Consider the following 15,466-nt stretch of genomic DNA (forward strand, 5'->3'; position numbering starts at 1 on the left):
CCCATCAGGACGGACGAAGCTCGATCAGCGACTCGCGATACATTTGCCTTAGAAAAGCAAGCGCCTCGCGTTCGCACGTCGCCCGTTCGACCTCGTATTCCGAAGCGAGCGCGTCGACCAGCCGGCCGAGGCCGATCGGCTCGGCGATGAGCTCCCAGATCCGCCCGCCGACGGCGCCGAGATTGTAGTACTTGCCCGTGCGCGAGCTGAACATCACCTTTTCGCCGTTCATGTCGCTGGCCATGTTGCCCTCCGCCCGCACGACGATCTGCTCCGTATCTTGCCCGTTCGTCAAACCTGCTTCGATCATACCGTGATGCCTCCCTTGTCGAATCGAATGATGCGTTCTGCGAGCTCGCGGGCCGTAAAACCCGCGGACGGTCTGGACAACCGGGCGACCGTAATGCCGGACGCGATACCCGACGCCGCGCGGAAATGCCAGTCCACGAGGCCGAGCCGGGGGGATCAGCGCCTGACGGTACGTATGCTGCAGCATCACGCGCAGCCGCTCGAGCACCGGCAGCGCGCCGACGCCGACGCGCTCGCCGTCCGGCCGCCCCAGCTCGAACACCCCCGCGAGCGGCACCGGCTCCTGGCCAAAGCGATCGGCCACCGGTACGGCGAATTTCTCGGTCTCCCTGTAAATGGTGCGATACGGAGATGCCTGCATCCCGAGACCGTCGAGACTTTCCCGCCACAGCTTCTGCTGCGGATAAGCGGGCATCACGAACGGCTTGCCGTCCACGCCGGCCGAGACCGCGACGACGTCGTCGCTGAGCAGACGATGTCCCATGCCGACCAGCGCGGCGGCGAGCGTCGACTTGCCCGCGCCGGAATCCCCGACGAAGGCGTACGCCTTGCCGCCGACGACAACCGCGCTGCCATGCAGCGGCAGCAGTCCGCGCAGCAGGAGCAGCGCGCCGAAGCACGTGCCGAGCAGATACACGCGAACCTTCTCCGGATCGGCCCCGGGCAGCGGCGCGACCGCGATATGCCGGCCCTCGTCGATGCAATAGACGGCCGTGCCCGGGATCAGGAAGAGAAAGCGGCTGCCTTCGCGCGTCAGCGAAAAGTTGCTGCCGGTCGCTTCAAGCTCCTCCCGGAGCGGCACGGGGTCGGCCGTATCGATCGTGACGTCGGGTATTTCTGCCCCGCGATCCGATCCTGCCGTCGGCAATTCCGGCAGCGGAATCGCGCTCGCCAGGTCGAGACCGAAAGCCCTGTACACCGTTGCCGTCCGCGTTCGTTCGACTAGCGCCGCATCGATCATCGTAATCGCTCCTCATTAGCAAATTGAATAACTATTTCGACCGCCAACGCGGATATGGCCCATGTTAAGTTTGTAAATTAGCGTATAGCTGACGGACTCAGGCGCCGTTATTTTTGTTGATTTTGCCATTTGCGGCTCGTTCGCGGACACAGCGGCCGTTATTGTGGGATAGCCGGCCGTTCTCAGCCTTGATCCGGGTCAATAACGTCCCTCCAGTCCGAAACGATCGCAATGGGGACCTGTTTCTTCAAAATAAGGACTCTGGGGTCCGATACTCGCTGCCTGACTTGCATTCAACCGCCATATGCAGACTTCATTTGCAACATGTTCATTGCATCATGCTCACTACTCCATGGCCATTGCACATGCTCATTGCCGTGTTCAATGCACGATGCCTCCCCCTCCAACGAACGTCGTTGCTGCAAGGTCAGCATTGCTTTCTGATCAGATAAGAAGTCCTTATACAGCCCTGTCAAGGACTGTATAAGGACGCTTTGGGATGAAAAACGGATTCAGCTCGGGGTGTAGATGTCCATGTCTTCGGTCGTGACGAAGTCGATGTTCGTCATGCCTTTGCCGTACATCGTCTCGCTGACGTTCAGCGTTTCGAGCTCGGGCGTTTGCCATTGTTGCTTTGCCATTGTGCGTTCACCTCCTTTCAAAGGCGGGCCGGCGCCCGCAGGCGCGGCGCGCGTCGCCGAATCTTCAGGCGTGCCGCTTGATGAATCTGTACAAGATCACGCTGCGCAGAAGCAGCCTCATCTCCGGGTGAAAAGCGAGCTCGGGACGGGGCTCGCGCCCGATCCCCGCCGCGGCTGCGCGGATCCGGTCGACGTGCAGGTAGCCGGCGACGGCCGAATCGTCGCAGAGCCGGCCCACCTCGTCGAGCAGGCGCGGCCACATCGGCGCCGCCCGGTGGATCCAGTCCGCGCCTTGAACGCCCCGGATCCGCTGATTGAGCCGGATCTCGTCCGGGAGCACGGACTTCGTCGCCCGGCGGATCAGGGCGCGGTCCATGCCGTCCCGCACGTACTGCTCGACCGGCACCGAGAGGCAGAAGCGCACGACCCGCAGGTCGCAGGTCGGATCCCGCTCCCAGACGCCGTACCGCAGCGATAGCTTGGTCGAAGTCGCGCCGTTTTTGTTCGCGGCCGCAAGGCTGGCGAGCTTCTCCCTGCGCACCGCGAACGGATCGGCGGCCCACGAACCCGAGCCAGAGCCACCGCCGCGGCCAGCGCCATGAACCGCGCCGTTGCCGAAGCGACCGTTCCCGGCGCCGCTTCCGCCGGCCCGCAGCTTCGCGAATACGTCCGTGCGGCGCGCGAAGTCGGGATGGATCAGCATCGCCGGCAGATCCGGCTCGCCCCCGCCCCGCCGGCCGCCCGAAAGCGCCGGGTAGGCTATCTTCCCCAACGTCGACAGCAACCGGCGGCGGCCGATGCCCTTGTTCGCGCCGAACATCCGCAGCTCGCGGGACAGCCGCATCCACTTCATGCGCTTCAGCAGCTGCGCGTAGTAGTCGAGGGCCGGGCCCCACGAGACGGTGAAGTTGCCTCGCGCGCCGGTAAGCAAGATGCCCGCTCCCCGGCTGCCCGCGCGCTCGTGGATGCCTTTCAGCCAATGCGAGTTCTCAAAAAACTTGTAGGGCGACTCCAGCAGGTCGATCCATTCGTCCACTTCGGTCAGCGGGCTGATGCCCTCGAAATCCATATACGACGCCTCGATGTTGCCGACATGGCGGACCGTCGCCGCGATGTACGGCCGCTCGTCCGCGGCCGCATGGCCCGGCGTCCAATCGGCGAAGCCGCTGGACGGCACGCTGCTGTAGGTCTGGAGCGTCTTGCCCTCCCGTGCCAGCGCCCGGGCCGCGAACCCCGCGACCGCGCCGGAGTCGAGGCCGCCGCTCAGCGTCGCCGCGACCTCGCGATGCGTGCGCAGCCTGGCGCGGACGGCTTCGCCGAAGATGTCGCGCATCGCCTCCTCGTACTCGCCGTCCGACCCCAGCCGCAGCGGCTCGGTCGGCTCGATCGAGCCGTAGGCTTCGAGGCGGGCCCGGCCGTCCGCGAAGACGACCGCATGACCCGGCGGCACCTGCCGGATGCCGACGTACGGCGTCGCGCCGGGATCGGTCGATTCGAACATCTCGGGAATCGCCATGAACTCGGCGAGCCAAGCTTCGTCCAGCCGGCCTTCCGTATCGGGCAGCGCCAGCAGCGGCGACATCGTCGTGGCGAACGCCAGGCGTCCCGCCCCGATGTGGTAGTAGAGCGAGCGGCTGCCGAACAGGTCGCGCGCGCCGAACAGCTCCCTGCGCGTCTCGTCCCAGATCATGAAGGCGAAGTCGCCGATCAGATGAGACGGGCTGAGGCGTCCCCATCTTCGGTAAGCGAGCAGGATCAGCTCGCCGTCCGTCATGGCGGACCGGCGGCCGGCCGGCACCTCGAGCTTCGCGAACAGCTCGCCGCGGTTGTCGAGGATCGCGTCCGCGACGATCCGCAGGCGCCCGCCAGCGGCGCCGCCGCTGCCGACATTGCCGCTGCCGACACCGCCGGAATCGCCGTCCGGCATCCGCTCGCCCACCGATTCCGGCGTGATCCAGCGGATGCGGCACCCGAGGAACGCCGGCCCGCCCCGCCAGGTACGAACGTCGTCCGCCACATACTGCGACATGGCGTCCATCATCCGCTCGCCGTCCAGCGCCTGCGCCTCCCGGCCGTCGAACCGGACGATGCCGGCCAGCGCGCTCATTTCTTCCCCCCGCCGGCCATGTAGGCCGACGCGAACCGGGACAGGCGTCTGCCGAACGGAATGGCCGACTTCAGCCAATCCGCCTTCCGCTTCATGGCGCCGAGCTGCGCGCGGAGATGCCGCTGCTCCCGGATGCCCGCTTCGAGCCGCATTTCCAGGGCGCGGACGGTCATTTGCAGTTGATGCACGCGAGCGTCCGACGACCTTGCCAGCTTCGCCTCGTCTTCCGTCTCCGACGTTGCTTCGTTGACGCCATTCGACGGCCTTGCATTGATTGCTGCCGTCGTCGGTACCGCCGTCGTCCCGTCGGCTCGCGCCGCCTTCATCGCGACCGCGGAGCCGGCCGCAATCAAGCTGCCGCCCACTTCCTCGCTTCGCATCGCATATCCCGGCTCCCAGCGGCACCCGGTCGCCTCGAGCAGCTGCCGCTCCCGCAGCGCCAGCAGCGCCTCGTCCGGCTCGCGCTCGAACCGGGCGCCCGTCCAGCGCTCCGCCTCGGCCAGCGCCTCGCCGTAGCCGAGCGCCTCGAAGGTCCGCGCCCCGAGCAGACGAACGTACAGCTCCGCCTCCCGCTTCGTCAGCGCGTCCTTCCACGAGCCGACCGCGTTCGTGTGCGGCGCGGTATGGTCCGCGACGTTCGGATCGCCGACGCCCATGCTGAAGTACAGCTCCGACTTCGCCGTGCCCATCCGCTCGCCGTACCGCTCCATGCCATCCTCGTAGGAGATGCCGAGAAATTCGCATACGCCTGCCAGCTTCCCGGCCGGATCTGCGACCAGCTCCTCATAGCGCAGCCGGTAGGCGTGCGGATCGGGCGCCGCGAAGTACCGCATGTAGCGCAGGAGCCCGATCGTTAGATCCGCGGCCTTGATGTCGAACGCGGCGCCCGTCAGCAGTCCCGCGAGGTCCGCGGCGCCGCCGCGCGAAGCGCCGAGCTTCTTGTACGAAGCGAGCACGTCGAGCGGATTGCGCAGCAGCCAGATTCGCTTGGACTGCGGGAACAGCGCGTCGAGAAACTCGAGCAGATAATAGTACCTCGGCGATTTGTCGACGACGATGTCCGCGCCTTCGCCGCCTCGCAGCAGGCCGTTGTAAGCTTCGACCGCGAACGCCCGGCAGGCGTTCGCGAACGCGTCTTCGGGCAGCACGCCGCCGAAAAAACGCTCCAGTATCGCCCCGCCGCCGTACGCCCGCCGCTGCGCCGATTTCAGGTCGAGCAGGCTCATCAGAAACCACATCTCCTGCGCCGCGTACACCCTGCGGTGATTTTGCAGCATGACCGTCGCCAGGGAGCTGCCGCTCCGCGGCGTGCACAGCAGGAATACGAGGTTGTTGCCGCTTGCGTCGACCATCGGGGGGCGCCTCCTTCACTTCTTGTTAAAATCGTAGTAATACTTCGGCCGCTGGCCGAGCATGATCCGGTAGATGTCGTCGTTCGTCGCCTTCGCCGCCGTCAGGTAGTCCTTGTACGGCCGGTCCGCGACGTTGACGAGACCCGAGTTGTAATGCTCGCCCCACTGACCCTGCCAGTGGCGGCCGAGGCCCGCCTGATCCACGTAGTTGAACACGTTCGCCCCGACGACGTAAGGCAGCGTTGCGACGCCTTCTACGTAGTTGCGGTACCGGATGCCGCGCTGGGCCTGATTCGCCGCCGCGTTTTGAATGAGCGGCGCGAGCCCCTGCTCCGCCGTGCCGTAGCCGAACTCGCTCATCATGATCGGCTTGCCCGCCTTCGCGTACAGATCGGCCAGCAGCTCCGTCTCGACCTTGTGCGAATAATAATTCAGGCTGACCACGTCCACGTACTTGCCTTCGGCCGCTCCGATCATGCCGCGCAGCTTCGCGTCGCGGAACGCCGTCACGGTCCATCGGTCGCCGAGCAGCAGATGATGCGAATCGTACTTGCGGTACAGCTTCGCGACGGTGCCGTAGAACCGGTCGAGATACTCCGCGAACAGGCCGTTCATATCGCTCCAGGCCGTCTTCGTGTCGACCGGCAGCTTCGCTTCCTTCAGACTGTCGAACGAGGCGAAGTTCGTCCCCCAGGCTTTGTTGAACAAGGCGATCGTACCGTACTTGGACGCCAGGCGCTGGACGAGCCGACCCTTGATGGCCGCCTTGCTCGCCTTCAGGCCCGGCACGACCTGATAGAACTTGTGAAAATCGTACTCGTTGCCGATGAAGTAGCCGACGAGCATCGGGTCGTCCTTGTACGGCGCGACGGCCTGGGCGAACGCCTGATCGAGCTTCGTCTCCGCGCCCGGCGCGTAAATGTCGAAGAACTTGAGGCCGTTGATCTTCGCCCAGCTCATGGAATCCAACGGCAGCATGCGCATGTAGGGGAACTGCCCCTCTTCGCCGTACTTCTCCGGCGAGAAGCCGCCGACGCCGTTGAAGCCCCACTTTTCCAGCCGTCCGATCGCTTCCATATAAATGTCGTGCTCCGTCGGGAAGACGCCGGTTTTGCGGTACTTGTTCGCGACGAAATACGAGAAGCTGTCCGTTCCGAGCCAAGCCGGCTTGTACTCGCCTGCATAGGGCGGCACCGATTCGTACAGCGTCTCCCTGCCCTTCACGAGCGAATACGTCTCGTTGGCCGTCACGCCGTTGACCGCGAGACTGAAGTACAAATTGCCGGAAGGCGTCGTCATGACCGGACGTCCGTTCAGCCGCTGGATCGCGAAGTAGCCTGTCGCCTTGAAGCCGTATTTGTCCTTGCTGCCCGCCAGCCCGCCATAATCGTCGCGTCCCGCCGGCGGCTGGAGGCTCTCGTAATACGCCTTGTCCGCCTTCGCGTCCGCCGCCAGCTGCGACTCCGACATCACCTTGCCCGCGAAGCTCGCGTCCTCCATCTGGCCGAACCGGTCGAGTTGTACCTCGTCGCTCGCGTTGATCGCGAAGCTGCGGACGGGGCTCGGCAGCAGCCCCTCCTTGACCGCGTACGCATCGAGGCGGACGTAGCCGTGCAGCGCGATCGGCCCTGTATACGGCAGGAAGTCGTTGCCGTCGTTCAGGCGGTAGTAGAGACGCGCCCCTTCGGTCGCCGTCGCAAGCGTCGCGAGCATGCCGCCCTTCGTTTTCGTCGTCGTAAGCGACGCGGAAGCCGTATTCAGGTTGATCGCCACGCTCGATACTTGCGGCGTCCAGGCTTTGCTCTTGCCCGACATCTCGATCTTCAGATACCGCGTGCCTTCCGGCAGGGCCATGTTCTCGTAGGCGTAAGGCTGCCAGTTTTTCACCGGATTGCCCGACGGGTAAGCTTCGGCCGCGACCTCGCTGTACGTCGCGTCGTCGGAGGAGGCGTAAAATTTCAGCTTGCTAAGCGGAAGACCGGCAAAATAATAGCTGCTGACCGAAAAGGAAGTCATGTCGTATTCGCTCTTGTAAAGGAGCACGCCCGCCCCTGTCGTGGCCCGGACCGCCCGGCGGCCGTCGCCGCCGTAGTAGGCGGGATTGTCGGTCGCCGTGTAGACGTTGAAGCGGACGGCGGTCCGGCCGAAGTCGTCCAGCTTGTCGTCGATGCCCTGGGGCGGCGCGGCAAGCGGGTAAGGCGTATACGCGAACGTCGACACGCCGTTCGTCTCCTTCGCCGGCCCGCTTGCCGGGTCGGCCGACGTCGTCTTCAGCACCGTCTCGCCCGCGATCGGGATCGGCGCCCCGTACAGCAATCGCGTCTTCGACGTGCGCGGGTCGCTGCCGTCCGTCGTGTAGTAGACGGCTTCGCCTTCCTCCTTCGGACTGAGCAGGACCATGCTGCCGTACAGGACGGCTCCCGAAGGCTTGCTGGCTCCGGCGCCCGCGCCCGTGTCGTCGTTCAGCACGACCTCGCCGATCTCCGGCGGGGCCGCGGCTCTGCCCTCGAACACGATCTTCAAAAACTTCGTGCCGACGGGGAAGCCGCGCGACGCATAGGTCACGGTCGGCGACTTCCCCGGCTCCTCGTGAACGTCCGGCGTCACGCTCCGGTAAGACGCGCCGTCGGACGAGATCATGAATTGCAGCCCGCTGCCGTCGCTTTCGCGCACCTCGCCGCCGTAGGTTTGAACCGCGAACGAGCGCAGGCCGCCTTTGGCCTTGTAGACGAGCGCCTCGCCCGCCTCGCCGCTCGGCGCGACGCGGGTGGCGTCCTGTCCGCCGGCCGCGACCGTTCGCAGCGACAGCGTGTCGGAATGTCCGTACGTCCGCTCCCAATCGGCCAGATCGTCGACCTCGATCTCGTAGCTGCCGGGGCTGTCTCCGTGCGAGTGCGCGGGCAGCACGACGACGAGCATGCCGTAAGCCAGGAGCCAGATCGCTTTTCTTTTCATGATGACGAGACTCCTTTTGCCCTGCTTTTTAGTACTGGAGGATCGGCATCTCTTCTCTGACGCCCTGGTTCAGGCTCGGGCGGCCGATCGAATAATAGACGAAAGCCGTGCCGGCGAGATCCGCCTCCTTGAACACGTTGCGCCCGTCGATAAGGATCGGCCGGCGCATCGTCTCCTGCAGGACGCGCAGGTCTGTACCGGCGAACTCCTCCCACTCGGTGAGCAGGCACAGGGCGTCGGCGCCGCGCGCCGCTTCGAGCGCGCCTTCGCACCAGACGACGCCGCCGTCGCCGAACAGGCCGCGGAAGCTCGCCGTGGCGATCGGATCGTACGCCCGCACGACCACGCCGCTATCGGCCAGATGCCGGATGATCTCGAGCGCCGGGGACTCGCGCACGTCGTCGGTGTTCGGCTTGAACGACAGCCCCCACACCGCGACCGTCTTCCCCCGCAGCTCGCCGCCGAAAATCGTCTCGAGCTTGCGGACGATGCGCATGCGCTGGTCCTGGTTGACCTCGACGACCGAGCGCAGCAGCTTGAACTCGTACTCGACGTGGCCGGCGATCTGGATGAGCGCCCGCGTATCCTTGGGGAAGCACGAGCCGCCGTAGCCGATGCCCGCATTCAGGAACGCGGTGCCGATCCGGCGGTCGAGCCCCATGCCCGCCGCGACCTCCGACACGTCCGCGCCGACCTTCTCGCAGATGTTGGCGATCTCGTTGATGAACGAGATCTTGGTCGCGAGAAAGGCGTTCGAGGCGTACTTCAGCATCTCCGCGCTGCGGATGTCGGTCACCATGACCTGCTTGGTCAGCGGCCGGTGCAGTTCGGCGATCCGCTCGGCGGCGGCCGGCGAGTCGGCGCCGACGACGACCCGGTCCGGCTCGAGCGTATCGCGCACGGCCGAACCTTCGCGCAGGAATTCGGGCAACGACACGCTGTCGAACGGCACGTCGGTTCTGGCGCGGATCAGTTCGCGCACCCGCTCGTTCGTGCCGACGGGGACGGTGCTCTTGACGGCGACGATCGCGTAGCCCGTGAGCGCGTCCGCGATCTCGGCCGCCGCGGCGTCGATGTAGGACAGGTCGGCCTGGCCGCCGGGCAGCGGCGGCGTGCCGACCGCGATGATGACAAGGTCGGTCCCGCGCACGGCTTCCGCCAGATCGTGCGTATAGCGCAGGTTGCCGGCCGCGACGCCTTTGCGCGACAGCGCTTCGAGCCCCGGCTCGTAGATCGGGATGCCGCCGCTCTGCAGCGTGGCGATCTTGTAAGGATCCTTGTCGACGCAGACGACCGAATGACCAAGCTCGGCGTAGCAGATGCCCGATACGAGTCCGACGTAGCCGGTACCGATTACCGCGATTTTCAAATGGATCCCTCCTGTGTCTCGCAAAGCTCCATAATATCTCCCCAGACCAGCTCCAGCCGGACGATATCCTCCTCGATCAGCAGCGTCCCGCTCTGAACCTCGATGATCTCGAGATCCTGCTCCGCGCGCACGCTGTGCATGCTCTCCTTCGGAATCCGGATGACGTCTCCGGCGGCCACGGACGAGATCTTCCCGTTCAGGACGAACGTGCCGCTTCCCGCCATCACGGTCCATACCTCGTCCCTCAGGCTGTGATACTGATAGCTGAGATTGCGTCCGGCGGCGATCGTGATTCGCTTGGTCAGCACCTCGCGTCCGTCCGGATAAACCGCATAATCCAGCACGCGGTATCTGCCCCAGCGCCGCTCCTCGTACATCGGGCGCTGATCCGCGGACTTCAGCAGATCCTTCACCATCGGGCTGAGCGCCTTGTCCGCGACGAGGATGCCGTCCGGGCTCGCCGCCACGATGACGTCCGACAGGCCGAGCACCGCGATCGGAACGTCCAGTTCGTTGATGACGTGCGCGCCCCGCGTCTGGGCCGAGATCGTACCTTTGCCCGTGAGCGGCTCGGATATTTCCTCGGTGAGCGTGTTCCAGGTGCCGAGGTCCTTCCAGTCGCCCGCGTAGCGAACGGCGGCGATCCGGTTGGCCTTCTCGACGACCTCGTAGTCGAAGCTGATCTTCGGCAGCGCTTCGTAGCGCCTCGCCATTTCCTCGTGCTGGATCGGCAGCTCGTGGGCGATCAGGATATTGATCAGAAAATCGAGCTTGAACGCGAACACGCCGCAGTTCCAAAGCGCGCCTTCGGCGATCATCCGCTCGGCCTCTTCCTTTGCCGGTTTCTCGCGGAACCCGCGCACGGTCACGAACGGCTCTTCGCCGCCTTCATGCGCGCCGGCAGTCTTGCCGTCGCGCCCGTCCTCCCCTGCGACGCCCGATCCGGGCACGATGTACCCGTACTTCTCGGACGGATACGTCGGCTGCACGCCGACGAGCGCCAGATCGGCGCCGGAAGCGTCCAGCGCGCGTTCGAGCTTCGCGAGTTCCGCGAAAAACCGGCCGTCGACGTAAGGGTCGACCGGCATGACGACGACCGTCTCGGTCAGGCTCACGCCTTCCATCGCATACAGATGCGTCGCCGCGAGTGCGATCGCCGGGAACGTGTCCCGGCGGGACGGTTCGGCGATCAGCCTGACGTCGCTGCCGAGCTGGCCGTACAGGATCTCGACCTGCGACTTGCCCGTCGCGACGTAGGCATGGTCCTGCAGGCCGGCGTCGCCGAGCTGCCGCCATACCCGCTGAATCATCGATTCAGGCCTGCCGGCTGGATCCTTCAGCACCTTCAGAAACTGCTTCGAGCGGGAATCGTTCGACAGCGGCCAGAGCCGTTTGCCCGATCCGCCGGACAAAAGCACGATTTTCATGCCATCCCTCCGCTCTGTTTGCTCGACGGCTCCGCCGCCAGCTTGGCCGACACGATGCCCTGTGTCCAGGTGCGATAGTAACGGCCGTTTTTACCGTACGCGTTGTCGTACAGGACGTTCGGCTTGTCCATCAGACAGGACAGGATATGGCCGTGAAGCCGGGACGTCTGCACGGTGCGGTACTGCGCGAACCGTTCGACCGCCTTGCTCACGAGCCGATCCGAATACTTGATCCAGAACTTCCCGACCGGCAGCTTGCCCTTGGAGATGCGCATCACCTTGCCGATCGCGCGAATCGACCGATGCTCCGTGCGGCTGTAGAGCGTCGACCAGTCGAGAACGTCGCCGGCGCCTTCGACGGGCAGTCCGTCCTGCCCTTCCGTTTTCTCGATATCCGTCCGCATGAAGCGGAGCAGCTCCCTCGCCGGCTGACCGCCGCCGCGGATCGGCCACAGCTGGTGCGCCATGTCGGGGGACAGATAGACGCCGCAGCGGTGGAACTTGTCCTTCGCCATATCCAGCGACAGCGTATCGCGCACGAACAGGTGCACGTCCTTGTGGCGGTTCAGGATGTCGGCGGTCCGGTCGAACTCCCGCACGTCCTTGTAGTGGATCGTCTGCGGCAGAATGACGACCCGATTGTTCGGATAGCCGGCAACGACACGTTCGCGCAGCTTCTGGTGCACGGGGTACAGGTCGCCGAAGTTGCCGCCGCCCTGCAGCACGAGGATGTGATCCTTCGGTACGCTCAGTCCGTCGGGGAAGTCGAACGCGCTGTATCTCGCACGCACCCGGATTCCGTTTTCCCTGAAGAAGGCCTCCGTCCCTTTCATGATGAGCAGGTCCCCGCCGTTGGAATAAACGGGATAGTCGATATAATAGATGTTCGAGCCCGGCGGAATGACGTTCAGTATGAGCCTGAGCCGGTTTTTGAGCTCATCCATCGGGTGAGCCGATAAGGTCGCGATCTCCATCCGTTTGTCTCCTTCGCGCTTGTCTCTTTCTTTTTTTGTTCCTATGAAATGCGTTCCCCGGTCAGGAACGGGAGCCTTCTTCTTCTTCGGCAGCTTAGGGGGCGCAGGAGCGGGAAGCAATAACGCCACCGCGTGCCGCTAATCCCCGGTCAGGACTGCGCCGCCCGCGTGAGCCGTCCCGCCAGGAAGCGCCAATCGTCCTTGTCGAACAGTACGCCCGATACCGGCGCCTTGAAGACGACCTTCATCGCCGCGACCGAGATGACGATCCGGCTGAAGGCTCCGATCAGCATCGCCAGCGCGATGCCGTTCAGCCCGTACGCCGGGGCGAGCAAGAAGCACATGCCGACGGTCAGCGCCAGCGCGAACGCCTGTCTCGCGACGACGAGACCCGGCCGGCCCATCGCGTTAAAGGAAGAGGCGAGTATCCACGAGCCGCCGCCGACGACGCATTCCAGGGACAGCAGGTAGAAGGCCGTGTCCGCCGCCAGAAACTGTTGGCCGTAGAGCAGACCGAGCAGCCAGCGGCCGACGATCATGCCCGGCACGAGCGCGGCGAGCATGATCGGAAAGGATAGCCGGAACGCCCGGCTGACCTTGGCGACGACCTCCTCCTGCGACAGACCCGTCACCTTCGGGAAGACGACGCCCGAGATGGCCGTCTGGACGATGTTGAACACGCGGGACAGCGTGTACACGACCGTATAAAGCCCGAATTCCCTTGGCGCGAGCAGCGACAGGATGATCAGCTTGTCGCACTGCGTGTAGAGCGTGCCGAGCAGCTCGACGCCGTATACGCGCGTGCCGTAGCCGAACAGCGACTTGACCGGTCCGCGCTCGCCAGGCTTTTGGCCGGCCTCGGCCGCAGCGTCCTTTTTGCCGAACCAGCCGACCGCCAGCTCCCGCCTCAGCCGGTACAGCGCCCAGCAGACGACGCCCAGACTCGTGACGAGAAACATGAGCGCCGAGGAAAACTGGCTTAAGTAGCCCAACACCCACAACGCGAGCAGTCCGATCAGGTTGCTGAGCGGCACGTACAGCCGGATGCCGTTGTAAAGCCCGAAGTTCTCCATGCTCTGCGCAAGCGCCGACAGCAGGTTGACCGCGAGCAGCAGCGGCAGCGTCAGGACGGTGTACCATCTGGCGATGGCCACGATATGGTCGCCGTAATTGCCGAGCCAGGCCGGCATGCAAAACCAGGCCACCGTGCCCGCGACGACGCATATCGGCAGCTGGAACAGGAATCCGGCCCGGATAAACGCCGGTCCGTGCGCCGGATGCGTGCGCCGGTTAAAAATCAGCGATGTCGGCAGCCCGAAGCTGAGGACGCCGGCCAGCAAGGTCGACCAGAAGAGGATCGCCGAAAACTCGCCCTTGCCCGCGACGCCGAACATGCGCGCCGTCACGATCGAGGTGACGGTGCCGAGCAGCACGATGATCAGGTTGGCGGCGCTCGTCTTCATGATCGCGGATAGCGCGCCTCCGCCGCTCCACAGGCGGCTTAGCCTGCTCATTCGTACGTGCCCAGCACGCCGCTGATCTGCCCGTTGTTGTAGGCGATCCGGCTGACGTTGCGGAAGACGCGGCGCCGGTCGTACAGCACCGGCAGCGAGAGCAGCACGATGATCGGCAGCTTCACGATCGACCGCGCGAACACGCGCAGCTTGCGCTCGGAGCTGACCGCGCTGCTGACGCCTTGCCAGTAGATGCGCCTGAGCAGCCATTTGCGGCTGATGCGGCTGCGCGGAATCTTGTGCAGAACCGAGGCGTGCGGCGTGTAGTAGACCGAGTATCTCGTGCGGATGCGGTCGATCAGTTCCCCTTCCTCGCTCGAGAGCAGGTTGCTCCCGACGCGCCCCAGGTCCTCGCGGAACAGCGCCGCCATATCGAGCGCCGATCGCCTGAACGCGACATTGGCGCCGAAGGGGATATGCGGCCGTTTCATCTCCACGATGTCTTCCGCATAATCGAGGATCGTGTAGAGCGTGCGATTCTCCGGCGCGAGCCAGGCGGGCGCCTCCCCTTCCCAGGCCGGATCGATCCGGCCGCCCACGACGCCGATGCGCGGATCGCGCTCGAACAGGGCGACGATGCCGGCGATCCAATCCTCGGACGCGACCGCGTCGTCGTCCAGGAACAGCACGTATTCGCCCTGCGACTCGCGGATCGCCCGGTTGCGGGCGACGGAGAGACCGAGCCGCGCTTCATAGATATAGCGGACCGGGAAGCTGACCATCCGCTCGATTTCCGCTACGGTCTGCGCGGTGGAATCGGTCGAACCGTTGTCCACGACGATCGCCTCGAAGGCGTCGAACCGCTGCTTCAGCAGGCTGAGCAGCGCCTCCCGCAGATCCGCGGCCCGATTGTGCGTGCATATCGCTACCGTTGCTTTCATGCGTTCACCTCTTGCGGTATCCGGCCGGCGTAGACGGCGAGCATCCGGTCCGCGATCCGGTCCCAGTCGAGCTCCCCGAGCTTGTCCGCGATCCGTCTCTCCGTCTTCGGCCGGTCCATGTTCATCACGTCTTGCAGCGCCTTGCGGAGCCCGTCCCGGTCGTCGGGATCGTACAGCACGCCGCAGCCGTCGGACACGTACTCGCCCAGCGAGCCGAGCCGCGGCGCGACGACCGGCTTGCCGAAGGTCAGCGCCAGAATGGCGCTCCCGCTCGTCGTGATCTGCCGGTAAGGCAGCACGACCGCGTCGGCCGCGAGCAGGTAGTCGGCCAGATCTGCGTCGTCCACGAACGACGAGTGGAGCTTGATCGCGCCCGCTTCGTCGCCGGCCTTGTCCGCGCCGATAAAGCCAAGATCGTAGCCCGTATCCGCCTGTCCCGCGATCAGCAGCGCTGCGTTCGCGGCGTTCGCGGGCTCGAGCGACCGGTAAGCCGACACGAGCTGTTCGACGCCTTTGTAACGGTTGATCCGGCCGACGAAAAGGTACAGGAACCGTTCCTTCGGGATGCCGAACCTGGCGCGGATATCGAGGCCGCGGCTCGGGTAGGCGTCATCGTAGTGGCCGTGCGGCGTCACGACGATCTTGTCTTCCGGGACGCCGAATACTTCGGCGGCCTCGCGCTTCGACGATTCGCTGAGGACGAACGCGGCGTCGCACAGGCTCAGCAGCCGCTTGCGGACGAAGAAGTCCCAGCGCGAACGGCCTTTGTGCGGCCAGATGTTGTGAATCGTCCAGAACAGCCGCACCCCGAGGAACTTGTACCAGTAGAGCAGCGATATAAAAAAAGATCGACTTCGCGACGGTCAGCGGGAAACTGGAAGCCTGGTACGTATAGCTCGGCCAGTGAATATGAACGATATCGCCACGGCGCGGCTTGAACTGCGAGCCCTTCGCATAATGCTCGACGCGAAGGCCC

11 protein-coding genes are annotated in these 15,466 nt (G+C 65.0%); all 11 read right to left on the minus strand.

From position 1 onward, the window contains the following. Nucleotides 1–4: 4 nt before the first annotated feature. Nucleotides 5–1,270 (minus strand): lasso peptide biosynthesis PqqD family chaperone, encoded by a 1,266-nt coding sequence (locus OMP40_RS00685; RefSeq protein WP_277528328.1) that lies wholly within the window; start codon nt 1,268–1,270, stop codon nt 5–7. Nucleotides 1,271–1,782: 512 nt separating this feature from the next. Continuing rightward, on the minus strand, nt 1,783–1,911 hold the full coding sequence (locus tag OMP40_RS00690) for a paeninodin family lasso peptide (RefSeq protein ID WP_110468926.1): 129 nt from the start codon (nt 1,909–1,911) through the stop codon (nt 1,783–1,785). Between the two features lie 64 nt (nt 1,912–1,975). Next, entirely contained in the window at nt 1,976–4,018 is a 2,043-nt protein-coding gene (locus OMP40_RS00695; protein ID WP_420871881.1) for an asparagine synthase-related protein, read from the minus strand. Continuing rightward, nucleotides 4,015–5,370, minus strand: a complete 1,356-nt coding sequence (locus tag OMP40_RS00700; protein ID WP_277528336.1) for a sulfotransferase family protein — start codon at nt 5,368–5,370, stop codon at nt 4,015–4,017. Before OMP40_RS00700 ends, OMP40_RS00695 begins: the two co-directional genes overlap by 4 nt. A 15-nt stretch (nt 5,371–5,385) precedes the next feature. Continuing rightward, nucleotides 5,386–8,325 carry a chitobiase/beta-hexosaminidase C-terminal domain-containing protein gene (locus tag OMP40_RS00705; RefSeq protein WP_277528338.1) on the minus strand — a complete coding sequence of 980 codons (2,940 nt, stop codon included), beginning with the start codon at nt 8,323–8,325 and terminating at the stop codon, nt 5,386–5,388. A 28-nt stretch (nt 8,326–8,353) separates the two neighbouring features. Further along, nucleotides 8,354–9,694, minus strand: a complete 1,341-nt coding sequence (locus OMP40_RS00710; RefSeq protein WP_277528340.1) for a UDP-glucose dehydrogenase family protein — start codon at nt 9,692–9,694, stop codon at nt 8,354–8,356. Beyond that, nucleotides 9,691–11,121, minus strand: coding sequence for a sugar phosphate nucleotidyltransferase (locus OMP40_RS00715; RefSeq protein WP_277528342.1), 1,431 nt, complete (start codon nt 11,119–11,121; stop codon nt 9,691–9,693). The genes OMP40_RS00710 and OMP40_RS00715 overlap by 4 nt, the downstream gene beginning before the upstream one ends. Beyond that, nucleotides 11,118–12,095: a polysaccharide pyruvyl transferase family protein gene (locus tag OMP40_RS00720; RefSeq protein WP_277528344.1), complete on the minus strand. Its 978-nt coding sequence runs from the start codon at nt 12,093–12,095 to the stop codon at nt 11,118–11,120. The genes OMP40_RS00715 and OMP40_RS00720 overlap by 4 nt, the downstream gene beginning before the upstream one ends. A 149-nt stretch (nt 12,096–12,244) precedes the next feature. Next, nucleotides 12,245–13,609, minus strand: a complete 1,365-nt coding sequence (locus tag OMP40_RS00725) for a lipopolysaccharide biosynthesis protein (RefSeq protein WP_277528346.1) — start codon at nt 13,607–13,609, stop codon at nt 12,245–12,247. Continuing rightward, on the minus strand, nt 13,606–14,490 hold the full coding sequence (locus OMP40_RS00730) for a glycosyltransferase (protein ID WP_277528348.1): 885 nt from the start codon (nt 14,488–14,490) through the stop codon (nt 13,606–13,608). The genes OMP40_RS00725 and OMP40_RS00730 overlap by 4 nt, the downstream gene beginning before the upstream one ends. Continuing rightward, on the minus strand, nt 14,487–15,329 hold the full coding sequence (locus tag OMP40_RS00735; protein WP_338131007.1) for a glycosyltransferase: 843 nt from the start codon (nt 15,327–15,329) through the stop codon (nt 14,487–14,489). The genes OMP40_RS00730 and OMP40_RS00735 overlap by 4 nt, the downstream gene beginning before the upstream one ends. Nucleotides 15,330–15,466: the final 137 nt, after the last annotated feature.

Origin of the sequence: Cohnella rhizosphaerae, assembly GCF_029525575.1 — a bacterium.
GTDB classification, from domain to species: Bacteria; Bacillota; Bacilli; order Paenibacillales; family Paenibacillaceae; genus Cohnella; species Cohnella rhizosphaerae.